This window comes from Telluria sp. RB2R28 (genome assembly GCF_059685835.1).
On record NZ_JCASIK010000002.1, the window covers coordinates 333,688 to 359,240 of the forward strand.

24 protein-coding genes are annotated in these 25,553 nt (G+C 64.3%); 16 read left to right on the forward strand and 8 right to left on the reverse strand.

The genetic code is table 11. The features are described from left to right. Window positions 1-21: 21 nt before the first annotated feature. The 4 genes from AC56LV_RS09085 to AC56LV_RS09100 all read left to right on the forward strand — a co-directional run bounded on the left by AC56LV_RS09085 (window position 22) and on the right by AC56LV_RS09100 (window position 4,378). Window positions 22-483 carry a RidA family protein gene (locus AC56LV_RS09085; protein ID WP_499557020.1) on the forward strand — a complete coding sequence of 154 codons (462 nt, stop codon included), beginning with the start codon at window positions 22-24 and terminating at the stop codon, window positions 481-483. A 162-nt stretch (window positions 484-645) separates the two neighbouring features. Further along, window positions 646-1,839, forward strand: coding sequence for an aminotransferase-like domain-containing protein (locus AC56LV_RS09090; protein WP_499557021.1), 1,194 nt, complete (start codon window positions 646-648; stop codon window positions 1,837-1,839). A gap of 162 nt (window positions 1,840-2,001) precedes the next feature. Further along, window positions 2,002-3,357 (forward strand): diguanylate cyclase, encoded by a 1,356-nt coding sequence (locus AC56LV_RS09095; RefSeq protein ID WP_499557023.1) that lies wholly within the window; start codon window positions 2,002-2,004, stop codon window positions 3,355-3,357. A gap of 67 nt (window positions 3,358-3,424) precedes the next feature. Further along, window positions 3,425-4,378, forward strand: coding sequence for a 3'-5' exonuclease (locus AC56LV_RS09100; RefSeq protein WP_499557025.1), 954 nt, complete (start codon window positions 3,425-3,427; stop codon window positions 4,376-4,378). 83 nt (window positions 4,379-4,461) lie between these two features. Here the strand turns inward: AC56LV_RS09100 and AC56LV_RS09105 are convergent, their stop codons facing one another. Continuing rightward, window positions 4,462-6,015, reverse strand: a complete 1,554-nt coding sequence (locus tag AC56LV_RS09105; protein WP_499557026.1) for a glycerol-3-phosphate dehydrogenase/oxidase — start codon at window positions 6,013-6,015, stop codon at window positions 4,462-4,464. 224 nt (window positions 6,016-6,239) lie between these two features. On the opposite strand from AC56LV_RS09105, the gene AC56LV_RS09110 reads away from it, so the two are divergent. Continuing rightward, complete coding sequence (locus tag AC56LV_RS09110) at window positions 6,240-7,280, forward strand: AraC family transcriptional regulator (RefSeq protein ID WP_499557028.1); 1,041 nt, start codon at window positions 6,240-6,242, stop codon at window positions 7,278-7,280. 27 nt (window positions 7,281-7,307) lie between these two features. Here AC56LV_RS09110 and AC56LV_RS09115 read toward each other — a convergent pair whose 3' ends face one another. Next, entirely contained in the window at window positions 7,308-8,081 is a 774-nt protein-coding gene (locus AC56LV_RS09115; protein WP_499557030.1) for a YoaK family protein, read from the reverse strand. Between the two features lie 141 nt (window positions 8,082-8,222). On the opposite strand from AC56LV_RS09115, the gene dapC reads away from it, so the two are divergent. From dapC to AC56LV_RS09150, 7 genes are all read left to right on the forward strand, one after another. Beyond that, complete coding sequence (gene dapC, locus AC56LV_RS09120) at window positions 8,223-9,437, forward strand: succinyldiaminopimelate transaminase (RefSeq protein ID WP_499557032.1); 1,215 nt, start codon at window positions 8,223-8,225, stop codon at window positions 9,435-9,437. Window positions 9,438-9,479: 42 nt separating this feature from the next. Then, the gene (dapD, locus tag AC56LV_RS09125) at window positions 9,480-10,304 is read left to right on the forward strand and encodes a 2,3,4,5-tetrahydropyridine-2,6-dicarboxylate N-succinyltransferase (RefSeq protein ID WP_258834795.1); all 825 of its coding nucleotides are present in this window, start codon (window positions 9,480-9,482) and stop codon (window positions 10,302-10,304) included. A gap of 93 nt (window positions 10,305-10,397) precedes the next feature. Next, on the forward strand, window positions 10,398-11,543 hold the full coding sequence (locus AC56LV_RS09130) for a PilT/PilU family type 4a pilus ATPase (protein WP_499557034.1): 1,146 nt from the start codon (window positions 10,398-10,400) through the stop codon (window positions 11,541-11,543). Between the two features lie 42 nt (window positions 11,544-11,585). After that, window positions 11,586-11,945: an ArsC family reductase gene (locus AC56LV_RS09135; protein WP_499557036.1), complete on the forward strand. Its 360-nt coding sequence runs from the start codon at window positions 11,586-11,588 to the stop codon at window positions 11,943-11,945. Further along, window positions 11,942-13,078 (forward strand): succinyl-diaminopimelate desuccinylase, encoded by a 1,137-nt coding sequence (gene dapE, locus AC56LV_RS09140; RefSeq protein WP_332531128.1) that lies wholly within the window; start codon window positions 11,942-11,944, stop codon window positions 13,076-13,078. Before AC56LV_RS09135 ends, dapE begins: the two co-directional genes overlap by 4 nt. Before the next feature lie 25 nt (window positions 13,079-13,103). Then, the gene (prmB, locus tag AC56LV_RS09145) at window positions 13,104-13,994 is read left to right on the forward strand and encodes a 50S ribosomal protein L3 N(5)-glutamine methyltransferase (protein ID WP_499557038.1); all 891 of its coding nucleotides are present in this window, start codon (window positions 13,104-13,106) and stop codon (window positions 13,992-13,994) included. 150 nt (window positions 13,995-14,144) lie between these two features. Next, complete coding sequence (locus AC56LV_RS09150) at window positions 14,145-16,118, forward strand: ATP-binding cassette domain-containing protein (protein WP_258834801.1); 1,974 nt, start codon at window positions 14,145-14,147, stop codon at window positions 16,116-16,118. 39 nt (window positions 16,119-16,157) lie between these two features. Here AC56LV_RS09150 and AC56LV_RS09155 read toward each other — a convergent pair whose 3' ends face one another. From AC56LV_RS09155 to AC56LV_RS09165, 3 genes are all read right to left on the reverse strand, one after another. Next, on the reverse strand, window positions 16,158-16,619 hold the full coding sequence (locus AC56LV_RS09155; RefSeq protein ID WP_499557040.1) for a chemotaxis protein CheW: 462 nt from the start codon (window positions 16,617-16,619) through the stop codon (window positions 16,158-16,160). Between the two features lie 99 nt (window positions 16,620-16,718). Further along, window positions 16,719-18,596: a flagellar assembly protein A gene (locus AC56LV_RS09160; RefSeq protein WP_499557042.1), complete on the reverse strand. Its 1,878-nt coding sequence runs from the start codon at window positions 18,594-18,596 to the stop codon at window positions 16,719-16,721. Window positions 18,597-18,838: 242 nt separating this feature from the next. Next, window positions 18,839-19,204 (reverse strand): hypothetical protein, encoded by a 366-nt coding sequence (locus AC56LV_RS09165; protein ID WP_499557044.1) that lies wholly within the window; start codon window positions 19,202-19,204, stop codon window positions 18,839-18,841. Between the two features lie 200 nt (window positions 19,205-19,404). On the opposite strand from AC56LV_RS09165, the gene ompR reads away from it, so the two are divergent. Further along, complete coding sequence (gene ompR / locus AC56LV_RS09170; RefSeq protein ID WP_258834804.1) at window positions 19,405-20,172, forward strand: osmolarity response regulator transcription factor OmpR; 768 nt, start codon at window positions 19,405-19,407, stop codon at window positions 20,170-20,172. After that, window positions 20,172-21,557, forward strand: coding sequence for a sensor histidine kinase family protein (locus AC56LV_RS09175; RefSeq protein ID WP_499557046.1), 1,386 nt, complete (start codon window positions 20,172-20,174; stop codon window positions 21,555-21,557). Before ompR ends, AC56LV_RS09175 begins: the two co-directional genes overlap by 1 nt. 13 nt (window positions 21,558-21,570) lie before the next feature. On the opposite strand, the gene AC56LV_RS09180 is transcribed toward AC56LV_RS09175, so the two are convergent. The 3 genes from AC56LV_RS09180 to AC56LV_RS09190 all read right to left on the reverse strand — a co-directional run bounded on the left by AC56LV_RS09180 (window position 21,571) and on the right by AC56LV_RS09190 (window position 24,154). Next, window positions 21,571-22,539, reverse strand: coding sequence for a threo-3-hydroxy-L-aspartate ammonia-lyase (locus AC56LV_RS09180; protein ID WP_499557048.1), 969 nt, complete (start codon window positions 22,537-22,539; stop codon window positions 21,571-21,573). A 68-nt stretch (window positions 22,540-22,607) separates the two neighbouring features. Then, window positions 22,608-23,072 (reverse strand): hypothetical protein, encoded by a 465-nt coding sequence (locus tag AC56LV_RS09185; protein WP_499557050.1) that lies wholly within the window; start codon window positions 23,070-23,072, stop codon window positions 22,608-22,610. Window positions 23,073-23,161: 89 nt separating this feature from the next. Then, the gene (locus tag AC56LV_RS09190) at window positions 23,162-24,154 is read right to left on the reverse strand and encodes a 2-hydroxyacid dehydrogenase (protein ID WP_499557052.1); all 993 of its coding nucleotides are present in this window, start codon (window positions 24,152-24,154) and stop codon (window positions 23,162-23,164) included. Between the two features lie 191 nt (window positions 24,155-24,345). Between AC56LV_RS09190 and AC56LV_RS09195 the strand changes: the two genes are divergently transcribed. Both AC56LV_RS09195 and AC56LV_RS09200 read left to right on the forward strand, forming a co-directional pair. Beyond that, a complete protein-coding gene (locus AC56LV_RS09195; RefSeq protein WP_499557053.1) occupies window positions 24,346-24,729 on the forward strand; it encodes a DUF4124 domain-containing protein in 384 nt (127 codons plus the stop codon). 155 nt (window positions 24,730-24,884) lie between these two features. Further along, window positions 24,885-25,478, forward strand: coding sequence for a PEP-CTERM sorting domain-containing protein (locus AC56LV_RS09200; protein WP_499557055.1), 594 nt, complete (start codon window positions 24,885-24,887; stop codon window positions 25,476-25,478). The last annotated feature ends 75 nt before the right edge of the window (window positions 25,479-25,553 follow it).

Below are 25,553 nucleotides of genomic sequence, written 5' to 3' on the forward strand. Positions count from 1 at the left end.
TTCACGCACCCTGGAAATTCCATGACCGTCTACGACAAACTCAAAGAACTGAACATCACGCTGGAAGCACCAGCGACCCCGGCCGCAGCCTACGTCATGTACGTCCAGACCGGCAACCTCGTGTTCATCTCGGGCCACATCGCCAAGAATGCCGACGGTTCGCCGAACGCCGGCATCCTGGGCCGCGACAAGACCACCGCAGACGGCCAGGCCGCTGCGCGCTCGGTCGCCATCGACCTGATCGGCACGCTGCAGGAAGCCGTCGGCGGCGACCTGACACGCGTCAAGCGCATCGTCAAACTCATGAGCCTGGTCGCATCGACCCCGGATTACAACGAACAGCACCTGGTCACCAATGGCGCTTCGGAACTGATCGGCGAAGTGTTCGGCGACACTGGCAAACACGCGCGTTCGGCCTTCGGCGTCGCATCGCTGCCACGTGGCACCTGCGTCGAGATCGAGATGATCGTCGAAGTGGCATAAAAACAGCGTTTGCGTGGCAATAACCGGCGCACATTCGCCGGTGTTTCCTTTACTGTGATTCACGGGTGGCGCTGACCCGGCGCCGTCCGCCGACAAGAGATCGCCTACCCGGCGTGTTCTATAATGGCCCGGCACGACCGTGCCCCTTCCTGCGAGACAAGTATGAAAATCGAAAACCCCAATCCTATCCAGTGGCAGTTCTCGGAACGCGCCGCGCAGCTGCAAAGCTCCTTCATCCGCGAAATCCTGAAGATCACCCAGCGTCCGGACATCATTTCGTTCGCCGGCGGCCTGCCGTCGCCTGCGACCTTCCCGGTCGAGCGCATGAAAGCGGCCTACGACAAGGTGCTGAGCGAAGCCGGCAAGGTAGCGCTGCAATACGGCCCGACCGACGGCTACGCGCCACTGCGCGAATGGATTGCCAATTCGTTGTCCACGGAAGGCTCGACCATCCTGCCGGAACAGATCCTGATGACGTCCGGCTCGCAGCAGGCGCTCGACCTGCTCGGCAAGGTGCTGATCGACGAAGGTAGCCGCGTGCTGGTCGAAACCCCGAGCTACCTGGGTGCGCTGCAGGCGTTCTCGGTGTACCGCCCCGAATTCAAATCGGTCGACACCGACGAGCACGGCCTGGTGCCATCCTCGATCGATGCCGTCGCCAAGGGCGCGCGCATGCTGTACTCGCTGCCCAACTTCCAGAACCCGACCGGCCGCAGCCTGTCGCTCGAGCGCCGCCGCGAACTGGTGGAAACCTGCGCGCGCCTGGCCATCCCGCTGATCGAGGACGATCCGTACGGTTCGCTGTCGTACCGCGGCGAGCCGATGCCGAAGATGGTCGCGATGAACCCGGACGGCGTCATCTACATGGGCTCGTTCTCGAAGGTGCTCACGCCCGGCATCCGCCTCGGTTACGTGTGCGCCCCGCTGCCGCTGGTGCGCCGCCTCGAGCTGGCCAAGCAGGCCGCCGACCTGCACACCGCGCAGCTCACGCAGATGGTCGTGCACGAAGTCGTCAAGGATGGTTTCCTCGACGAGCACATCCCGACCATCCGCCAGTTGTACAGCGACCAGTGCCAGTGCATGCTCGACGCGATGAAGGAACACTTCCCGACGAGCGTCAGCTGGACCGAGCCGGAAGGCGGCATGTTCATCTGGGTCACGCTGCCACAGCAGATCGACGCGATGAAACTGCTCGAACAGTCGCTCGCCGCCAAGGTGGCGTTCGTGCCGGGCGCGCCGTTCTACGCCAACGACCCGGCGTCGAACACGCTGCGCCTGTCGTTCGTGACGGTGCCGCCGGAACGCATCCGCGAAGGTATCGCCATCCTCGGCAAGCTCATCGCCGGCATGCTGTAACACCCTGTTTGGCCCGCGAGTCATTCGCGGGCCAACAACGGTTCAGTTGCATTATTGCAACAACTGTATCACATGGTGGGTTTCTGGCAAGATCAGTTGTCTGATTACCTTGGATTGCGGTTATGATTTCCTCACACTGATGAGGTCTTTCCGCAATTGATGATGCACCCTGCTCTAGCGCTTGCAGCTCCGGCGCGCCAATCCGCCATTCTGATCGTCGACGACGCCCCCGACAGCGTCGGCTTGTTGCAAGACATGATGCGACAACAGGGTTACCAGACCTTCGTCGCCAGCACCGGCAAGCGCGCGCTCGACATCGCGCAGCGCGTCCAGCCCGACCTGATCCTGCTCGACGTCCGCCTGCCCGACCTCGACGGTCTGGAAATCTGCCGCCGCCTCAAGCGCGCGCCCGACACCACCCATATTCCCGTCATCTTCATCACCGAATGCGGCGAAACCGATGACGTCGTCGCCGGCTTCGACACTGGCGCCGCCGATTACATCGCCAAGCCCGTGCGCATGGCCGAAGTTTGCGCGCGTGTGCGTGCCCAGCTGCGCCTGCGCAGCAGCAGCGACAGCCAGAAACAGCAGGCCGAGCGCCTCCAGCTGGTCGTTGACGGGATGGACGAAGGCCTGATGCTCGTCGATGCAAGCGGGTGCATCGCCTTTGCCAACCCGGCCAGCGAAGGCTTTCTGGCGCAGCCACGCAACCTGCTCGCCGGGCGCCCGCTGTGCGACCTGCTCGAGCCGCCGGCAGCCCATGACTACGCCGCCTTCTTCGCCAACCCGTCGGACGAGCATGCTGCTGCGCGCTGCCGGGGCACGCGCGAAGTGCTGCTGCGCCAGCCCGACGGCGCATTGCGTGCGATCGACATGGGACTCTCGCCAATGGCCGGCGACGAAACGCTGTTCGTGATCCTGCTGCACGACATCACGCACCACAAGCAATCGGAGACAGCGCTGCAGCATGCCGCCCTGGTCGACCCGCTCACGCGTATCGCCAACCGCCGCCACTTCGACGCATTCCTCGAGAAGGAATGGCAGCGCGCGATCAGGAATGGCCAGCCGCTGTCGCTGATCGTGATCGACGTCGACCATTTCAAGGGCTACAACGACAGCCTGGGCCACGCCGCCGGCGACACCTGCCTGCAGGCGATCGCCGAAGCGCTGCAATCGCATGCGATGCGCCCGACCGATCTGGCCGCGCGCTATGGTGGCGAGGAATTCGTCGTGCTGCTGGCCGATACCAGCGCCGCAAACGCCGCGAGTCTGGGTGAAACGATCCGCGCCCACATCGAGCGCCTGGCCATGCCGAACCCGCGCGCCGAGTGCGCCGGCGTGGTCACCGCCAGCCTGGGCGTGGCCTGCATCGTGCCGACGCTGTTCGACGATCTGCGCTCGCTGTTCATCTCGGCCGACCGGGCCATGTACGAGGCCAAGTCGCGCGGGCGCAATCAGGTCGTCATGCTGCAGGCGGGGACGACGCTGGACACCGTGCGCGGCGGCCGCGCGCCTTGATATCGAGCATTTCAACGCCGCCAACCGCGACCTCCCAACGCAACCGTCGAATCATCTTCATTTATCCATGCTCGATTCTCACTACCCTCAGTCCGGCGAACCAATCGTCTTCTTCGATTTTGAAACGACTGGCTTCTGTGCCAAAAAAGACCGAATCATTGAGGTAGCAGCGGTCAAGTACGTTCCAGGCGCCGCTTCACATCCCCATATACAGAAGCTGATTGCAATCGACAGGCCCCTGCCCAGATTCATTACAAATCTGACGGGCATTACCGACACCATGCTTCGCGAAGGTGGCCGACCGATGGAAGAGGTGCTGGATGAGTTCATCGACTTCATCGGAGTCCACGATGTCGTGGCATTCAATATCAATTTTGATGTGCGATTTCTCAATGCTGCAATCGAACGTCACGGTCGCACGCCCGTGCGTAATGTCGGACATTGCGCGCTCGCCAGAGCACGATCTGCGTGGCCCGACTTGTCGAGCCACAAACTGATCAATCTCGCAAAGCATCTGGAACTCGAAACAGGCTCCAGCCATCGCGCGCTGGATGACACGCTGGTTGCACTGGAAGTCTATTTCCGCGCCATCAAAGCGAACTCTGCGGGCACGCCCGAACGGAACAGGGACAAGACGGTGCAGGCAGGCGCGCCCTCGATTATCCCTGTCATCAGTGGGCCTCGGCAGTTTCGTATTGAAACGCTCGGCACGCGGCGTTATCAAAATGTGTTTGAAGGCGTATGTGGTCCACGAACCCACAAAGGTACAGTCGTTGACACCCAAGTTCAATTGCTTCTTGCAGCATCCTCAAATAGCGTGAGGGTCTTGTTGGACGAAGAGATTGTAGGCAACCTGTCGCCTCGCCTCGCCCAGGATTTCAGACGCGCCGTCATTGAGGGCGATCTGGCTGAGTTCAAACATTTTGAATGCTCAGCGAAAATTCGAGGCGGGAAAATCAGCGAGCTGCCAAACGATGGCCTTTACGAGATGTGGCTCGACATTCCTCAGGACGACGACTGAGGGGGTGCAATTTTCCTGGTTGCTCAGGAAACGGCCCTCTGACGGTTGCGTGTTCCAGGGTTACGAACCAATGTTAGTACGACTCAAGCTGGCGGCACCGCGTGCTGCAACCGCCAGGCCGCGATATACCGTTTTTCCTGCGCCTCCCACTGCGCATCGTCCCACCCCAGCTCCTTCTGGCAGATCGCGCGCACCCGGCCCATGAGGGCGGCGCCGCCATCGGTCAGCTGGATGCCCAGGCGCGTGCGGCGCAGCAGCAGGTCGTCGAGGCGGTACACCTGTTCGGCGCGCGCCGCCCAGCGCAGCTCGGCCCACAGCGTGTGCGTGCCCGGAATGCATTCGAGCTCGCCCGCGTGGGCGGCCGAGAGCAGTGCCTTGACGTGCGCGCCGTGGCGGCCCGTCAGCCGTCGCAGCACATTGGGCGGCAGGTCGCGCCGCGCTGGCGCGCTGGCCCGCGCGAACACAGCGCCGCGCTCGGTGCGCATCTGCCAGCCCGGCAACTGGCGCGCCGCTTCACGCAGCACGTCGCGCGCGGCCAGGCGGAACGTGGTGAGCGTACCGCCCGCAACCGACACCAGGCCGGGTTCGGACCACACCAGGTGCTCGCGCTTGTCGCTGATCGATACCCCGTCGCTGCCACTGTCGAACACGAGGCGCACGCCGGCAAACGTGGCCAGCACGTCAGCATCGACCAGCGCCAGCGGCGCAAACTCCGCCTGCACGGCCGCCATCAGGTAATCGAATTCGCGGCGCGTGATGCTCGGCTGGGCGTTGACGTCGTCGGCCTGGTCGATGTCGGCCGTGCCCACCAGCGTCACGCCCTCCCACGGAAAGGCAAATACGGGGCGACCGTCGAGCGGATGCAGCAGGCTGACGGCTTCGGTCAATGGCAGGCGGTCGGCCGGCAGCAGCAGGTGGCTGCCGCGCAGCCAGCGCAGGCGCGGCGCATTGTCGTTGCCGCCGACGTTGGCAGGCGCCGGCGGCGCGCCGGTGGCGTCGATCACCAGGCGGGCGCGCACGGCCGTCTCGGCGCCGGTGCGCTCGTCGCGCAGCAAGGCGCCATGCACCTTGCCGCCATCGCGCACGAGCGATTGCACGGTCACGTAATTGCAGGCCACCGCGCCATGGGTGCGCGCCTCGTTCAGCACGCGCAGCACGAGGCGCGCATCGTCGGTCTTGGCGTCGGTATAGCGGATACTGCCGGCGCTGCGCGGATCGGGCGCATCCGGAGCCGGTTTGCGCAGCGCGTCCTGGCGCTGCCATTGCGGTTCGCGCCGGCCCGTGAGCAGGTCGACCACGCGCAGCATCGACAGCAAGCCCAGGCGGCGCGTGAGGTCGGCGCCATGGTTGGCGAACGCGAACGGCTGCGCATCGACCAGGCCGGGCGCTGCACGCAGCAGCGCCTCGCGTTCGGCCACCGCGTCGCGCGTGCGGCGCAGGCTGCCGGCAACCAGGTAGCGCAGGCCGCCATGCATCAGTTTCGACGAGCGGCTCGAGGTGCCGCAGCCAAAGTCGGCCTGTTCGACCAGCAGCGTCTTGAGGCCGCGTCGCGCCGCTTCGAGCAGGACGCCGGCACCCGTGATGCCGCCGCCGATCACGAGCACGTCCCAGTCGCGTGGTGGCGGGAAGATCGTCATGGCCGCACCATCCCGGTGGCGCGCACGCAGCAGTCGGGATCGGACCGGCGCGACAGCGCGCATGACCGGGCATCCAACGCCAGGGGCCGGTCTTGCAGTCGCACCGCCATTACCTTATTACTCCAGCCGTTCCAACGCCGCATCGATACACTTCCCGTTATACTGGACACAAGTTGCCCTTTTTACCAGACTAGTCAGGGCTTCGCCAACTGTATTGCGCATTCATGCCATCGCCTTGCTCCATCACGCCACCCCTGCCCAATAACGCCCGCGTGACTGGCGCCTACCTGCAGGCGCTGCTTCATGCTGCGCTCGCACGCGGTGTCACGCGCGACGCGCTTGCTGACGCCGTTGGCGTTGCCGCCGATGCACTCGAGCCGCTCCCCGCCACCCTGTCCACAGCACGCTACATCGCCCTGCTCGATGCTGGCGCGCGACTGGCGAACGATCCGTTTTTCGGCTTGCATGTCGGCGAACAGGTGCGGCCCGCAACCTACAGCGCATACGGCCTGCTGCTGCTGGCCTGCAGCAATTTCGGTCACGCGATGGCGCTGACGCAGCGCTATGAATCGCTTGCGCACGACCTGGGCCGCAGCCGGCTGGGGATCGAGGGCGCGCAGGCACAATATGAATGGATCAGCCGCTATCCGGACGCCACGCGTCACCTGGCCGAAAGCGTGTATGCCGGCATTGCCGTGTTCGGCAGTTGGATGGCGGGCCGTCCGCTGACACCGCAGGCAATGCGCTTCCGGCACGCCGATCCCGGCCACGGCCACGACGAATACCGGCGCGTGCTGGGCATGGCGCCCACCTTCGACGCGCCACGCCACTGCGCCGCCTTCGACGTGGCGCTGCTGGACATGCCGGTGCCGAACGCCGACCCCAGCCTCTACCCGGTGCTGCACCAGCATGCCGAGGGGCTGCTGGCGCAGCGCGCCCTGGTCGCCGACGGCATCGTGGCGCGGGTGACGGCGGCGCTGACGCAGCGGCCGCCCGATGGCCAGGCACGCCTGGCGCCGGTGGCGGCAGAACTGGGATTGTCGGCGCGCACGCTGCAGCGCAAGCTGGCCGAGGCCGGGTCGAGCTTCCAGCAGGTGCTCGATGGCGTACGCTTCGCTCTGGCGCAGGATTATTTGCGGCGGCGCGAACTGGGCCTGGCCGATGTCGCCTTCTTGCTGGGATTCCAGGACCAGAGCGCGTTCACGCACGCGTTTCGCGAGTGGAGCGGCGTCAATCCAGGGGCATGGCGCGCACAGGCTGCCTGACGGGTCAGGCCGGCCGGTAAAATGCGTTCAGGCGTCGTGACCCGCCCGCCGGCCACGCCCGAGCACGCGCAGCGTGTCGTCAACCACCGGCACGATGCCCAGCACGCACAGGAACGCGGCCAGCGGAATCGTCGACAGGTAGCCCAGGTGCTTGAAGCCCAGCGCGCCGGCCACGCCGCCGATGCAGAATGCGGCCAGGAGCGCCACCATCAGGGCCAGGCGCCCCAGGTTGGCCGTGACCTTCGGCTGGTGCAGGCCGCCGTCCCGGTTCCAGTACGCCAGCTTGCCCAGCTCGATGCCGATGTCGGTGACGATGCCGGTCATGTGGGTGGTGCGGATTTCGGCGTGCGAGACCTTGGTGATGACGGCGTTCTGCAAACCCATCATGAAACACAGCAGCATCACGGTCAGCGGAATGAACAGCGCATCGATGTCGTTGAGCCGTGCGCCCAGGATGCCGAACATCAGCAGCAGGATCGCCTCGAGCACCAGCGGCAGCGCGAAGCCGCTGTGCAGGCCCTGACGCCGCACGAGATTGACGAGAATCGCGGTGCTGGCCGCGCCCAGCATGAAGCTGAACAAGGCGCCCAGCGCCGAGAGCACCAGGTCGGTCTGGCCGAGCACCAGATGGTCGGCCGCACCCGAGACGATGCCGGTCATGTGCGACGTGTACTCGCGCACTGCCAGAAAGCCGCCTGCATTGATGGCGCCGGCAACAAAGGCCAGCGCCACGCCCAGGTGGCGGTTGGCGCCCGGCGTGCGGGCGTGTCCAGTCAGGCTGCGCGCGTAATTGATCGGCACGGAAAATCGGCTTTCAGCGTGGACATTACAGGTGGGTATTGACGTCAGATGTTACCGCAAATCACTTTAAGTGTATGCGCCGTGGCGGGGATTCCTGGCGCTATAATGAAAAATTAGCGAAAAGCGCACACTGGTATCGCCGTGAACCCCCATCTCGACAAACTCCATTCCTACCCGTTCGAAAAACTGCGTCAGTTATTTGCCGGCGTCACACCGAACCCGGACTACACACCCATCAGTCTTGGCATCGGCGAGCCGAAGCATCCGACGCCCGCATTCATCGAAAAAGCGCTGATGCACGCGGTATCGGGCCTGGCCAGTTATCCGAGCACGATCGGCAGCGAACCTTTGCGCACCGCGATCGCGGGCTGGCTCGAACGGCGCTACGGCTTGCCTGCGCTCGATGCAGCCACGATGGTACTGCCGGTGAACGGCTCGCGCGAGGCGCTGTTTGCCATTGCGCAGTGCGTGATCGACGCGTCCAGGCCCGATCCGCTGGTGGTGTGCCCGAACCCGTTCTACCAGATCTACGAAGGTGCGGCCTACCTGGCCGGCGCCGCGCCGTGGTTCGTCAACTCGGAACCGGGCCGCAATTTCGCGCCCGACTACGCGAGCGTGCCAGATGACGTGTGGCCACGCGTGCAGCTGATGTATGTCTGCTCGCCCGGCAACCCGACGGGCGCCACGCTGACGCTGGACGACTGGCGCGACTTGTTCGCGCTGTCGGACCGCTGGGGCTTCCTGATTGCGGCCGACGAATGCTATTCCGAGATCTACACGGGCAGCACGCCCCCGCTGGGCGCGCTGGAAGCGGCGCACCAGCTGGGCCGCAGCAGCGGCGAGCAGCCCTACCGCAACCTGATCGTGTTCTCGAGCCTGTCGAAGCGCTCGAACGTGCCGGGCATGCGCTCGGGCTTCGTGGCCGGCGACCCGGTCGCGATGAAGCGCTTCCTGCTGTACCGCACCTACTGCGGCGGCGCGATGTCGCCGCCGGTGCAGGCGGCGTCGATCGCGGCCTGGAACGACGAGCAGCACGTGCAGGACAACCGCACGCTGTACAAAGAGAAATTCCATCTGATCACGCCGCTGCTCAAGCAGGTGATGGACGTCGAACTGCCCGACGCCGGCTTCTACCTGTGGGCCGACGTGCGCCGTACCGGGCTGTCGGATGTCGACTTCGCACGGCGCCTGTACGCCGACTATAATGTCACGGTCCTTCCGGGCAGCTACCTGGCGCGCGATGCGCACGGGCAGAACCCGGGCCAGGATCGCATCCGCATGGCCCTGGTGGCCAGCGTCGACGAAGGCCTGGAAGCAGCCAACCGCATCGTCCAGTTCTGCCAGGGCCTCGCCTGACGCCTCTGCACCCCTGAAATCATTCCAACCAAGAACAGCACCATGACCCAACAACTCCAGAACATCATCGACACCGCCTGGGAACAGCGCGCCGACATCAGCCCGAACAGCGCCAGCGCCGAACTGCGTGACGCAGTGGCCCACGTGCTCGCCGGCCTCGACGACGGCAGCCTGCGCGTCGCGCAGAAGGACACCGGCACCTGGGTCGTGAACCAGTGGCTCAAAAAGGCCGTGCTGCTGTCGTTCCGCCTCGAGAACAACGTGCCGGTCGTCTCGGGCGACATCCAGTTCTACGACAAGGTCCCAACCAAGTTCGCCGACTACACGCCTGAAGACTTCGCACGCGGCGGCTTCCGCGTGGTGCCGCCGGCCGTGGCCCGTCGCGGCAGCTTCATCGGCAAGAACGTCGTCCTGATGCCGTCGTACGTCAACATCGGCGCCTACGTCGACGAAGGCACGATGGTCGACACCTGGGCCACGGTCGGTTCGTGCGCACAGATCGGCAAGAACGTCCACCTGTCGGGCGGCGTGGGCATCGGCGGCGTGCTCGAACCGATGCAGGCCAACCCGACCATCATCGAAGACAACTGCTTCATCGGCGCCCGTTCCGAGATCGTCGAAGGCGTGATCGTCGAAGAGAACTCGGTGATCTCGATGGGCGTGTACATCGGCCAGTCGACCAAGATCTATGACCGCGCCACCGGCGAAGTGTCGTATGGCCGCGTGCCATCGGGTTCGGTCGTCGTGTCGGGCAGCCTGCCGTCCGCCGATGGCAAGTACAGCCTGTACTGCGCCGTCATCGTCAAGCGCGTCGATGCACAGACGCGCTCGAAGACGGCCATCAACGACCTGCTGCGCGGCGACTGATTGCGCAGGTAGCAGGAACAGCCGGTCGAACGGGTGACATGATTACCTGTTCGACCGGCTTTTGTAACTCCCCCGATTGACGGAGACGATGCGATGGCCATGGACCGCCTGTTTCAGCTGATGAAAGAGAAGAACGCGTCCGACATGTTCTTCGCCGTGAACTCCCCGGTGCACATCAAGATCAACGGTGCGCTCATTCCCATCAACCAGCATCGCCTCGAACCCGAGAACATCCTGTCGCTGCTGTCCGAGATCGCCACGCCTGAACAGATCGACGAACTCCAGCGCGACAACGAACTGAACATGGGCGTGTCGGTCGCGAACGTGGGGCGGTTTCGCCTGTCGGCGTTTCGCCAGCGCGGCTCGATCTCGGCCGTGTTCCGCTTCATTCCGGCGACCATCCCGCCGCTGGCCGAGCTGGGCCTGCCGCCCGTGCTGGCCGAACTGATCATGGAAAAACGCGGCCTGATGCTGGTCGTGGGTGCCACGGGCTCCGGCAAGTCGACCACCATCGCATCAATGCTCGATCATCGCAACGAAATGCGCACCGGGCATATCCTGACGCTGGAAGACCCGATCGAGTACCTGTTCAAGAACAAGAAATCGATCGTCAACCAGCGCGAGATCGGCAGCGACACGCACGACTTCGGCATCGCGCTGAAGAACTCGATGCGCCAGGCGCCCGACTGCATCCTGATCGGCGAAATCCGCGACCGCGAAACGATGCAGGCCGCGCTGGCCTATGCGCAATCCGGCCATCTGGTGCTGGCCACGCTGCACGCCAACAACAGCTACAACGCGCTCAACCGCATCATCAGCTTCTACCCGCTCGAAAACCGTAACGCGCTGCTGCAAGACCTGGCGTCGAGCATCAAGGCCATCCTGTCGCAGCGCCTCGTCAAGGCCGCTGCTGGCGGTGCGCGCCGCGCGGCGGTCGAAGTCATGCTCAATACCCGCTACATTGCCGACCTGATCGAACAGGGCGAAATCAGCCAGATCAAGGAAGCGATGGACAAGAGCCTGTCGGCCGGCTCGCAATCGTTCGAAGGCGCCCTGTTCCACCTGATCAAGGAAGGCCACGTGACGCAGGACGAAGGCCTGGCCAACGCCGACTCGGCCACCAACCTGCTCTGGCTGCTCAACAACGGGCCCGATAGCCAGGTCCAGCAGCAGCTGGACGACAAGGCCAGCGAGCCCAAGGGCGGCGCCTCGTTTACCGAGTTCACGCTCAATACCTGATGTTCCCGGGCGGCGCTGCCGCCCGCTTTTTTACTTCCCCTCATGACGACTACCCTCTACGGCATCCCCAATTGCGACACCGTGAAAAAAGCCCGCACCTGGCTGCAGGATCACGGCATCGACTTCACCTTTCACGACTTCAAGAAGCAAGGGCTCACGCCTGAACTGGTGACGACCTGGCTGCAAGACCTCGACTGGAGTACGCTGGTCAACCGCAAGGGCACCACCTGGCGCAACCTGCCGGACGAGCGCAAGGCGGCCATCGTCGATGCTGACAGCGCCATGGCGCTGATGCTCGAGAACCCGTCGGTCATCAAGCGTCCGGTCGTGCAGGGCGCCGGGCCTGTGACGGCCGGTTTTTCGCCGGCTGCATTTGAAGAAAAATTCGGGGCGGCGGCATGAGGCCATCACGCACCCTGCTGCTCACTGAAGAGCTGATCGCGCTCGACTCGATCACGCCCCAGGACAAGGGTTGCCAGCAGCGCCTGATCGAACTGCTGGCGCCACTGGGCTTCGTGTGCGAGACGATCGTCTCGAACGGCGTGACCAATCTGTGGGCCCGCAAGGGCGAGAATGCGCCGCTGTTCGTGTTTGCCGGCCACACCGATGTGGTGCCGGCCGGTCCGCTGCACCAGTGGACATCCGAGCCGTTCATGCCAACGCAGCGCGACGGCAAGCTGTACGGCCGTGGCGCGTCCGACATGAAGACGTCGATCGCGGCCATGGTCGTCGCCTGCGAAGAGTTCATTGCCGCCTATCCTGAGCACCGCGGCTCGATCGCCTTGTTGATCACGAGCGACGAAGAAGGCCCGGCGGTCGACGGCACCGCCATCGTCTGCGACCTGCTCGAAGAACGGGGCGTCGCGCCCGACTATTGCCTGGTGGGCGAGCCGACCTCGAACCACGTGCTGGGCGACACGATCAAGAATGGCCGCCGCGGTTCGCTGTCGGGCCACCTGACCGTCAAGGGCATCCAGGGCCACATCGCCTATCCGCAACTGGCGCGCAACCCGATCCACCAGGCCGCGCCGGCATTGGCCGAGCTGACGCTGGAAGTCTGGGACGAAGGCAACGAGTACTACGCGCCCACCAGCTGGCAAGTGTCGAACATCGCCGCCGGCACCGGCGCCAACAACGTGATCCCGGGCAGCGTGAGTCTGGACTTCAACTTCCGCTTCTCGACCGCCAGCACGGCCGAGGGCCTGCAGGCGCGCGTGCATGCGATCCTCGATCGCCATGGTCTGGACTACGATCTCGACTGGACCTTGTCGGGCCTGCCCTTCCTGACCGAGAAAGGCACGCTGTCGGACGCCGTCTGCACCGCAATCAGCGACGAACTGGGCGTCCACACCGAATTATCGACCTCCGGCGGGACCTCGGATGGCCGCTTCATCGCCCGCATCTGCCCTCAGGTGATAGAATTCGGGCCACCGAACGCCAGCATTCACAAAATCGACGAGCACATCGAACTGCGCTACATCGATCCCCTGAAGAATATCTATCGCCGTACGCTCCAGCGCCTGCTGGCCGCTTGAAGCCCTACAACCCATCATCCAGGCCATGACCACCACCTCATTCTCCACGCCGCGCGACCTGCTGCGCTATGCGATCACCCGTTTCAACGGCGCCAAGCTGTTCTTCGGCCACGGCAGCGTCGAAGCGTTCGACGAAGCTGCCTATCTGATCCTGCACACCCTGAAGCTGCCGCTCGACCGCCTGGAGCCGTTCCTCGACGCCCGGCTGCTGGACGACGAAGTGCTGCAGGTGCTGGCCGTGATCGAGCGCCGCGTGACCGAGCGCGTGCCGGCGGCCTACATCACCAAAGAGGCATGGCTGGGCGAATACCGCTTCTATGTCGACGAACGCGTGCTGGTGCCGCGCTCGTTCATCGCCGAGCTGATTCCGCAGCAGTTCAGCCCATGGCTGGTGGACCCGGATGGCGTGGAAAACGTGCTCGAGCTGTGCACCGGCAGCGGTTGCCTGGCGATCATGATGGCCGATACGTTTGCCAATGCGGTGGTCGATGCGATCGACATCTCGAAGGATGCGCTGGCCGTGGCCGAAACGAATATCCGCGAATACAAACTCGAAGGGCGCGTGAACCCGATCGAGTCCGACCTGTACGAGAACGTGCCGTTCAAGAAATACGACCTGATCATCACCAACCCGCCGTACGTGAATGCCGAATCGATGCGCACGCTGCCGCAGGAATACATGGTCGAGCCGCAGATCGCGCTTGCCGGCGGCGAAGACGGCATGGACCTGGTGCGCAAGATCATCGCCGGCGCCGCCGAGCACCTGACGCCGGAAGGCATCCTGGTCGTTGAAATCGGCAACGAGCGCGAGTACGCCGAAGCCGCGTTCGGCCACCTGGGCCTGACCTGGCTGACCACCAGCATCGGCGACGACGCCGTGTTCCTGCTGACGGCCGAACAGCTGCAAAACGTTTAACAACACCCCTGCCGCTCATTGATCGTAGGGTGGTCGGCTACGCCGACCACGCGGTGATCGATACCAGCAAGATCATCCGGCACAAAGCCGGAACCCATAACCATCACCGCGTGGCCGGCACAGCCGGCCACACAACAAGATAGCGACACCATGATCCGTATCCAGAACGTCAGCCTGATGCGCGGCACCAAGCCGCTGCTCGTCGATGCCGACCTGACCCTCAACCCGGGCGACAAGATCGGCCTGATCGGCGCCAACGGCGCCGGCAAATCGAGCCTGTTCGGCATGCTCCGTAACGAGCTGCACCCGGACCAGGGCCAGATCGACTTCCCGGCCAAATGGCGTATGGCGTACGTGGCGCAGGAAACGCCAGCGCTGGACCGCGCGGCGCTGGATTACGCCATTGACGGCGACGTCGGCCTGCGCAAGCTCCAGGCCGAGCTGGAAGAACTGGAATCGCACCCGGACGTCGACGCCCACGGCATGCGCCTGGGCGAGCTGCACGGCATGCTGGCCGATGCTGACGGCTACACGGTGCAGTCGCGCGGCGAACAGCTGCTGCTGGGCCTGGGCTTTTCGCTGGCGCAGATGAACCAGCCGGTGGCGAGCTTCTCGGGCGGCTGGCGCATGCGCCTGAACCTGGCGCAGGCGCTGATGTGCCCGTCCGACCTGCTGCTGCTCGATGAACCGACCAACCACCTGGATCTGGATGCGATCATCTGGCTCGAAGACTGGCTCAAGCGCTACACGGGCACCCTGATCATCATTTCCCACGATCGCGACTTCCTCGACGAAGTCGTCAACGTGATCGTGCACATCGACGAGCGCAAGCTGAAGCGCTACACGGCCAACTACTCGGGCTTCGAGCGCCAGCGCGCCGCCCAGATGATCCTGGCCGCCGGCGCCCTCGAGAAGCAGCAGCGCCAGCGCGCGCACCTCGAGTCGTTCGTCAACCGCTTCAAGGCGCAGGCTTCCAAGGCGCGCCAGGCCCAGAGCCGCATGAAGGCCCTGGCCAAGATGGAAGAGCTGGCGCCGCTGCGCGCCGCAGCCGAGTTCTCGTTCGACTTCCGCGAGCCGCTGTCGGCCCCGAATCCGCTGCTGGTGCTCGACAAGGTCGACGCCGGCTACTTCCTGCTCGACGAGCATGGCGACAAGGTCGGCAAGAAAACCATCGTCAACCACATCGACTTTTCGCTGACGATCGGCCAGCGCATTGGCCTGCTGGGTGTCAACGGCGCCGGCAAGTCGACGCTGATCAAGACCATCGCCGGCGAGCTGATGCCGCTGACCGGCGAAGCGACAATCGGCAAGGGCCTGTCGATCGGCTACTTCGCCCAGCACCAGGTGGAGATGCTGCGCCATGACGAGTCGCCGCTGTGGCACCTGGCCAAGATCGCGCCGACCGTGCGCGAGCAGGAACTGCGCAACTTCCTGGGCAGCTTCAACTTCCCTGGCGATATGGTGACCAGCTCGATCAAGCCGTTCTCGGGCGGCGAGAAGGCGCGTCTGGCGCTGGCCCTGATCGTCTGGCAGCGACCGAACCTGCTGCTGCTCGATGAACCGACCAACCACCTGGACCTGGAAACGCGCGAAGCGCTGACGATGGCGCTGGCGCAGTTCGAAGGCACGCTGATCGTCGTGTCCCACGATCGCCACCTGCTGCGCGCGACGACCGATGAATTCATCATCGTGGCCGACGGCCGCCTGCAACCGTTCGACGGCGACCTGGACGACTACAAGGACTGGCTGTTCAAGACCAAGCTGGGCAAAGGCACCGACATCCTGCCGCTGGCCAAGGCCGCCGCGCCCGTCGCGCCGGTGCCGAGCGCCACGCCGGCCGAGCGCAAGGAACAGAAGCGCCTGGGCGCCGAAGAACGCCAGCGCAATGCCGCGCAGCGCAAGCCGATCGAGAACAAGGTCAAGCGTCTGGACGAGCAGATGGCCAAGCTGCAGGCCAAGAAGGCCACGATCGATGCCGCCCTGCTCGACCCGACGATCTACGATGCGCAGAACAAGGATCGCCTCAAGACGCTGGTGGCCGACCAGGCGTTCGTGGCGCGCGATCTGGAAACGTTCGAGATGGAGTGGCTGGAATTGCAGGAACAGCTGGAAGCGCTGGCGTAAGCCGGTAGCGCAAGACGCTGATTTGACAGTACGACGCCGTCAGGCGGCCCGGAGCGGCCGCCGCGGCGACAACGACATCAGGCCATCGATGTCGATCAACACGACGCACCGGCCGTCGATGCGGGCAATGCCGATCAGGTAACTGGCGCCCGCTTCGCCCGAAACGGTTTGCACGGCCTCCGGGCGCACGTGCACGATGCCCGTCACCCCTTCTACGACCATTCCCACCAGGCCGCTCGACAGGCGCAGGATGATCACGTCGGTATCGGGATGCACGCCCTGGCTGGCAGTAGTGCGCATGTCGATCACCGGCAGGATCACGCCATGCGACAGCGCCACGCCGCCGATGATGTCGCCGTCTTCCGCGAAGCGTTCGAGGGACTTGAGCAGTTTGAGTTCTTGCACGCGCGCGCAATCGAGTCCGTACTCCTGCCCGTCGAGCATGAAGCTGAGGTAATCCCGGGGTGCGCCAGACCGTGGGGCGCGCGATGTGGTGTGCATGGTGGATCCTTCGTCAGTCCGACCACCATCGTATGCCTGCCTCCCAGCCTGATGTTGACTACCATCAATTCAGACTGGCCGCTCCCCGGGCGTGGAGGATCATCCCATGGAGGTCGGGGATGCGGAATCCCAGGCCCAGGCGCCCTCGCGGGCTGCATGCAGCAATTCGGTGCCGATGGCGTCGCGCAGGCGCAGCCGGATGTCGCGCGGCCCCTGGTCCCAGATGCAGCCAAGATCCGGCTCGTACGGCAACGCGCGCACCTGCACCTCGCCGGCAATGGCTTGGAGCGCAATCTGCGCCGCGCCGACGCGGTCGTAGCGCTGCGCTTCCAGACGGCCCAGCACCGCCATCCCCGACTGCCGTTCGGCGTCGAGCTTTTTTGCTTCGTCCGACAAACGGCCAAGCTCCTTGAGCGCCGGCCCCGCGGTATCGGTCATGCGCTGGAATTGCGGTACCTGCTCGGGCTTGAGGACCAGGTCGCCGTTGCGGATGCGCGGCGCGATCTTCAGGTAGGTGCTCAGGTGCGGCTGGGCCGTCAGCATCTCGATCGATGCGCGGTGGCGCGCCGCGAGCTGGCCAAACTGTCCGATGCGCTCGCGCACCTGGGCCATCGCATCGTCGATGCGCGCGCAATCGGGCCGCAGCAGATACACCAGCATCTCGCCCTGCTTCCAGGGCGCGGCGCGGCCGATCCTGACGCGCCGGCCAGCAATCGCGCTGCCTTCGGCGTGCGTGACCTCGACATCGTCGCCCATGATTTCGCAGTTGATCGCGGTATCGACCCGGATGCGGGCACCGGAAATCACGCAGTTCTCGGCCCGTCCCAGCACCACGTCGCCCCGGGCCGCCTGGATCGTCGCGCTGGAGGCCACGCCCAGCACGCGCACGCCGCCGTTCATATTGCGCGCGCTGCCGCCGACCAGATTGCGCTCCAGGCGAATAGACCCGCCGCGCGAGAGCACGTGGCCATACACGTTCGCGTGCACGGTGATGCTGTCGCCTTCAATGGTGCGTTGCTCCTGGACTTCGCCGAATTCTTCGTAGTCGCCGCTCAGGTTCAGGTTGCCCGTGGTCCTGGCGCTGACGCCGTCGCGGCTGACGATCTTGTCGGAGATGGCGATGCGGCTGCTGTCGGGATCGACATTTAAAAAGCCGTCGCGGCGCGCGATCAAAAACTCGCCGGCGGGCACGATGTCGATGCCGGTGCCTTCGGCGGCGTACGCGGCCAGGTCGAGGTCCTTGCCGATTTCGGCCGGGAGCGGGATGCCGGTCAGCTCGAAGCCGGGACTCCCGGCCGTGCGCGGCACCTTGCGCAGCAGGCGCGTACCCATGCGTACTTGCGGGAAGCGGTTCTGGAAGCTCATGAGATCGAGCTTGCCGTTGGCCAGCTGGAGCGGCGCATTGCTGCGGTGCAGTTCGCTCGTGACTTCTTCGACGCGCGCGGCGTCGCCGTCGATGGGCGCCAGGCGGCGCGCCACCACGCAGCGCCCGGCCGCGCCCTTGCCGATGGCCTCGGCAATGGCGGCGACATCGGCGCCGAAGCGGATTCCCTTGATCCACAGGTCGGCCACGAATTCGTCGGCATCGAGCGCGGCTGGCCGCTCGCCGCCGTCGGGATCGGGTTCGACCACTGGTTCGAAGTAGTACTCGGCCTGGCCGTCCGTGATTTTGGCTGAGCGGTACAGCGCCTGGCGTGCCGGTGTGAACGGCAGGATGTCATTGGCGATGCAGACCTGCACCCGGCCCGCAGCATCGCGTGGCAACGCCGGGCCATGGTCATACAGGGCCTTGATCAGTACCGGGTAATCAAGCCCCGCCAGATAGTGGCCGGCGCGCAGCAAGTTGTCGAGCGCAGCCGCGAGTGTCGTGCCGAGCGCTTCCGGGTCGGCATACACGCCGTCTTCGCGCTGGACGATGCAATGCGCGGGTCCGTCAGAGGCAAAGCGTGCTGCAGAAGACAAGGCGATATCGGACACGTTTGCGCTCCAGGTGACGGATATTATTGGCGAAAAACCTTACCAACAGTAAGGCGCCCGCCAACATAGCATGTTGCGCAAATTAAATAAACATATAGCAATAGTATTTGCGAAAAAGAAAATGGACACGATTGAACAAGGAGATGTCAACGCAGGTAACGCCCCATGCGTTGAGACCAATACAACGCCAGATACGACAACGGCGCCAGAGGCGCCGTTGTCTTTGCTGAAGCGGCCGCGTATCAGCGGCGGCGCGAATTTGGATACAGATCCGCACCTTCCTTGATCTGGCGACGCAGGTCGCGCCGCTCGTCCGGCGACAGGCGCCCGCGAGGCCGCTCTTCACGCACCGTGTCCTGCTGGACCTCGGCATTGCGGCGGCCCTGCTCCCGCACTTCGAATGCGCGTGCGTCGCGCAGGGCCTGCATATCGTAACGCTCGCGCGCCTGGACGTCGTCGCTGCGGCGGTTGCGGTCCTGGTCCTGGGCCAATGCGCCGGCGCCAGTTGCTGAAAGCGCGCAGGCGAACACACCAAGGCGCACAAGCCGGGCGAACCGGCCGCGAGCGGTGCCGGGTGCTACTGGATTGTCGATGAGCGCGTGGTTCATGGTGTTCCTCTTCCGTGATGCCTGATAAACGGATAAGCTGTGTTGATCACTTGACGCCAGTGTAGGTTGATCGCGCAGGCGGGGTAAGACTAATTGGGTAAAGTTTGTAACACATTGTAATGGCTGAGCTGAGTCGTGCCTGCGGCGCAGCCATAAGAAGTTACCATAGCGACATTCATCTGACAATTCTGGACAGTTCCATGACTTCATCGACTTCGAACATTAACGTGGGTACGGGCACGCAGGGCGGCCACTCCGCCAAGATCATGGTCGTGGATGACGACGTGCGCCTGCGCGATCTGCTGCGCCGCTATCTCACCGAACAGGGTTTCCAGGTCGTGACTGCCGAAAGCGCACCCGCCATGAACAAGCTGTGGCTGCGCGAACGCTATGACCTGCTCGTGCTCGACCTGATGCTGCCAGGCGAAGACGGCCTGTCGATCTGCCGCCGCCTGCGCGGCGCCGGCGACCAGACCCCGATCATCATGCTCACTGCAAAAGGCGAAGACGTCGACCGCATCGTTGGCCTCGAGATGGGCGCCGACGACTACCTGCCCAAGCCGTTCAACCCGCGCGAACTGGTGGCCCGTATCGGCGCGGTGCTGCGCCGCAAAGGCCCCGACGAAATCCCGGGCGCGCCATCGGAAACTCCGCAAACTTTCGAGTTCGGCGACTTCATCCTCGACCTGGGCACGCGCACGCTGAAGAAAAACGGCGAGACCGTGCCGTTGACCACCGGCGAATTCTCGGTGCTCAAGGTGTTCGCGCGCCATGCACGCCAGCCGCTGTCGCGCGAAAAGCTGATGGAACTGGCCCGTGGCCGCGAATACGAAGTGTTCGACCGCTCGCTCGACGTCCAGATTTCGCGTCTGCGCAAGCTGATCGAACCCGATCCTTCGAGCCCGCTGTACATCCAGACCGTCTGGGGCCTGGGCTATGTGTTCATCCCTGAGGGTCAGCCGCGCTAGTGAAGCCTCCTGCATTTACGTCGCTCGCGGCGGCGCATCGCGCCGTGCGCTTTGCCTGGTTCAAGAGCGGCCTGTTCTGGCGCACGTTCTTCCTGATGTCGGTGCTCACCGCCGTCTCGATGGGCGCCTGGATCGGCATGATCAACGTCTACCAGCGCGGCCCGCAAGTGCAGCAAACGGCCGAAACGGTCGTGTCCGTAGTGACCATCACCAAGGCTGCGCTGACGCACTCTGCGCCCGACCTGCGGCTTGAACTGCTGCTCGAGCTGGCCTCGAACGAAGGCATCCGCATCTTCACGCTCGAAGACACGGACATCATCGATCCGCCGCCGCACAATCCCCTGATGCCCGAGATCGCCGCCATCGTGCGCGAGCGGCTTGGCGCCGACACCCGCTTTTCCAGCGGCGTGAACGGCGTGCCCGGCTTTTACATCAGCTTTAATATCGAGGACGACAAGTACTGGCTGATGCTCGAGCGCGAACGCCTGGCAGGCCTGACGCGCGTGCAGTGGCTCGGCTGGGCGGTGGTCGTCGGCCTGCTGTCGGTGCTGGGGGCAGCGCTGATCTCGAGCCTCGTCAATCGGCCGCTGGCGCGCCTGACGTCGGCTGCGCGCGCCATCGCCAAGGGGGAGCGCCCGGCGCCGTTGCCCGAAAAAGGGTCGCAAGAGATTATTGAGGCCAACCGCAGCTTCAACCAGATGGTCGAAGACCTGGCCCAGGTCGAGAAGGACCGCGCCGTGATCCTGGCCGGCATCTCGCACGACTTGCGCACGCCGCTGGCGCGCATGGGTCTCGAGGTCGAGATGGCCAACCTGTCGCAGGAAGCGCGCGACGGCATGCAGTCGGACATCGCGCAGATGGACGCCATCATCGGCCAGTTCCTCGACTATGCCAAGCCGACCGAAGCGGCCACGTTCGTGCCGGTGGATCTGTCCGAGCTGCTGGCGGACATCGGCCGCGACGCGGGCCGCATCCCGAGCCTGCGCATCAGGACCGACCTGGTGCCGGACGTGCACGTGCAGGGCAACGCGACCGACCTGCGGCGCGTGATCAACAACATCATCGAGAACGCCCGCCGCTACGGCGTCACGCCGGGGCAGGACTACACCGAGATCGATATCGTGCTGCGCGTGAAAGCGACGGGCCACGGCCGGCGCGCGGTGATCGAGATCGGCGACCATGGCGTCGGCGTGCCGCCGGACCAGATCGCGCAACTGATGAAGCCCTTCACGCGGCTGGACAGCGCGCGCGGCCAGGCCAATGGCGCCGGGCTGGGCCTGGCCATCGTCGAGCGGGTGCTCACGCGCCACAATGCGGGGCTCGAAGTGAGCAACCGCGACGGTGGCGGGTTCCTGCTGCAGGTGGCGCTGCCGCTGGCGGCCTGAGCGTTTAGCGGAGTCAGGCCCCGATCAGGCTCGCGAACCGGGCCAGATCGATATTCCCGCCGCTGACCAGGACCCCGATCCGCTTGCCGCGCAAGGTGTCCTTCATCTTGCGCGCCGCCGCAAAGCCCAGGCAACCCGTCGGCTCGACAACGATCTTCATGCGCTCGGCAAAGAACCGCATGCAGGCCACCAGTTCGTCATCGCTGACGGTCAGGATGTCGTCGACGTCGCGCTGGATGATCGGGAACGTTAATTGCCCCAGGTGCTGCGTCTGCGCGCCATCGGCGATCGTGCGCGGCGTGTCGATGTGAACGATCTGCCCGGTACGGAACGACTGCTGGCCATCGTTGCCCGCTTCGGGCTCGACGCCATACAGCAGGCACCCCGGCGACAAGACGCGCGTGGCCAGCGCCGAACCCGACAGCAGGCCGCCGCCGCCCAGGCACACGAAGAACGCGTCGAGCGGGCCGACCTCGTCGAACAGTTCCTTGGCCGCGGTGCCCTGCCCTGCAATCACGTCCGCGTGGTCGTATGGCGGGATCAGCGTCAAGCCGTCGCGCTCGGCCAGCGCGCGGCCGATCTGCTCGCGGTCCTCGGTATAACGATCGTAGGTGACGACGGTGGCGCCATAGCCGCGCGTGGCGGCGACCTTCGCAGCCGGCGCGTCCTCGGGCATGATGATCGTGGCCGGGATGTCCAGCAGCCGCGCCGACAGCGCGATCGCCTGTGCGTGATTGCCCGACGAGAACGCCACGACGCCGGCGCGCCGCTGCTCAGGGCTGAATTTTGCCAAGGCGTTATAGCCGCCCCGGAACTTGAAGGCGCCCATGCGCTGCATGTTTTCGCACTTGAAGAACACCTCGGCGCCGAACTCCTCGTTGACAGTGCGCGAAGTCAGCACCGGCGTGCGGTGCGCGGCGCCGGCAATGCGTTCGGCGGCCTGGACGACGTCGTCATACGTGGGAAGCTGGAGCATGGTCATGCCGGAGGTCCTTTCAGGGGCGCGGATGGTGGTCGGATGTCTGGAAGACCAGACAGTCTAGCGAGCGCCTACCCTGTCGTCAAACCCAGGGTCCCGACCGCGCCAGCCTGCGCCGGCGAGACAGCAAGCAGCGCCTGCCCGATCTGGCGGTTGCGCAGGGCGCTGAAGACGACGAGGCCGGCCTCACCCAGCACCATCGCAGCGAACGCCGCCAGCGCTGCCCAGGGGCCACCAAACAACCAGGCCGCGGCAAACACTGCGATACCGAGAAAATACAGATCCAGCACCAGATCGATGGCCATGAACCAGGGGCTGTATGTGAATCCGACGGTCGGACTGGACAGATCGCGCCAGCCGAGTACCTTCTGCCAGTTACCCGGCTCGCTCAGCACAACGGCAAAGGTCGATCCTGCAGTTGGCACGCGCTTGTGATCGAACACGACGGCGAACTCGCATTTGCCGCCCGCCTCAAAACTGAATGTCCCCGACTGGACGTCGAATACCCGCTCGAAGCGGACCGTCTCGATGTACATGTGTTCTCTCCCATGTTTGACTTGCTCACTGAACGGTAACCCACGCCGGGTAAGCTGTCCAGCACCAAGGGCGATTCATGCACCTCGCATCAGCCGGGAATTCGGTTGATCAGCGCTTCGCCGCGCTCGAATGCGCTGATGCTGTCGATGGTCGTGCGCATGATCTGGCCGATCGCTTCGACCGTGAAGAACGCCTGGTGGCCCGTGACGATCACGTTCGGAAACGACACCAGGCGCTGGATCACGTCGTCGAGGATGATCGTCGACGACAGGTCCTGGAAGAACAGGCTCGCTTCCTGCTCGTAGACGTCAATTGCCAGCCCGCCCAGCTGGCCGGTCTTGAGCGCCTGGACCACGGCATCGGTATCGACCAGCCCACCGCGGCTGGTGTTGATCAGCACGCAGCCGCGCTTGACGCGCCCCAGTGCAGCCGCATCGACGATGTGGTGTGTCGCATCCAGCAGCGGGCAATGGAGCGAGACGACATCGCTGCAGGCGAGCAGCTCGTCCACGCCCATGTAACGGCCGCCGAGCGCCTCGAACGCCGGCGTCGGATACAGATCGTGGCCCACAAGCGTGCAACCGAAACCGGCCATGATGCGGGCGAAGATCAACCCGATCTTGCCGGTGCCGATCACGCCGACCGTCTTGCCATGCAAGTCAAAGCCCATCAGGCCGTCGAGGTCGAAGTTGCCTTCACGCGTGCGCACGCTGGCGCGCGCAATCTTGCGGTTCACGGCCAGCAACAGGCCGACCGCGAACTCGGCGACCGAATTGGGAGAATAGTCGGTGACGCGCACGACCTCGATGCCGAGCCGGCGCGCGGTGGCGGCGTCGATGTGGTTGTAGCCGGTCGAGCGCGTGGCCACGAGGCGCGTGCCCTGCCGCGACAGGATCTCCAGTACTGCAGCATCGACCGTGTCATTGACGAATACGCAGACTGCCACACACCCTGCCGCCTGGCTCGCCGTCTGCACGGTGAGCCGCTCTTCGATGAACAGCAACGCATGGCCGACGCCATCGTTGGCCTGCGCCAGCATGGTCTTGTCATAGCGACGTGCGCTGAATACGGCTGTTTTCAAACGATTCTCCTGCTGGATGATGGTCAAGTCCTTATACGCCCTCGGGCGGAATAAGGACAGTCATACCGTCGCACGCTGTCAAACGGACGGCGCGCAGGCCTACAAGCCTGTGTGAATTGGCGCACAGAAGCATAATGATGCAAATAAGACAATAAAATTGTTGAAATTAAAGCAAAGCCGAGGAGTCGATCATGAAGCGTCATTTCTGCCAACTGTTGCTGCTGGCCGCCACCACGATGGCGGCGCCGGTTGCGTTTTCCGAGACCAGCATCGTCAAGTGCGTGGATGACGAAGGACGTGTGACATTGACCGACCGGCCTTGTGAAGCCGGCGCGACCACCGTGCGCATGGCGAGCGAACCTGCCAATGACGGCGTGACCCGTGTTCCCGCCTACCCCCTGGTCGCCGACGCCAGCGTATTGCCGCCGCCGCGCGTGATGCAACGTATGTATGCCCCGGCCCCGCGTGCAGCCGCCAAACCGCTGGCCAGCGATGTTGCCACACTGAAGGCGGCGCGCGCCCAGTTCGTGTTAAGCGACGTGCGTTCTACCCCGGCACTGGCGGGTCTGGACTGACCCTGAACGCAGAAAACTGTCGAAACAATTTACATCAAATAAATGACCGACCTGATCGCGATCAAAATACGTCGTTAAATCAATAACCTATTAACTAATAGAAAGTTGGCACGGTACTTGCGTTACTGACAAGCACACATTTATCGGAGGTTATCGTGTCACTATGCTCATTCAAAACGCTGCTGGTCGGCCTGTCACTTCTCGCTTCCACTTCTGCCTTTGCTACACCATTTACGTTTGACGTGACGGGCGCACGGAGTATTGGTGAGCTTGGCAACGAAGCTAACGACGTGTACGAAATCAATGTTGGCGCCAATGCGACAATCACCAGCATCAGCTACAACTTCAATATCACCGCATTTACCCCCAGCTGGTTGTCAGAAATGGCCTTCGCGTTCAGCAATGGCGCTTTTACGGAAGGCGTACTCCTGAATCCGGGCCCCGGCTTTGACCAGCCGGGTACGGAGACATTCACGAACGTGCTGGATCTGGTTGCAGAACAGCTGACCTTCAGCGTGGATGCCGATGGCATCCTGCGCATCGAATTTTACGAAGACTTCGACGATGCGGCGATTTCGCCTGACGGTGTCTGGAATTTTGGCACCATCACGTTCAATACGGATGCCATCGACGGCCCGCCTGACGGTGAAGTGCCGGAGCCGGCAAGTGGCATGCTGATCGGCGCCGGCCTCGCGCTGATGGGCTATACGGCCCGCCGCCGCCGTAACGCCGTCAGGACTGCAGCCTGATTGCCCCTGCTTCGTCATAGCCATTCACCCACCATCGGGAGATGCCGTTCAGCGCAAACTGAACGGCATTTTTAC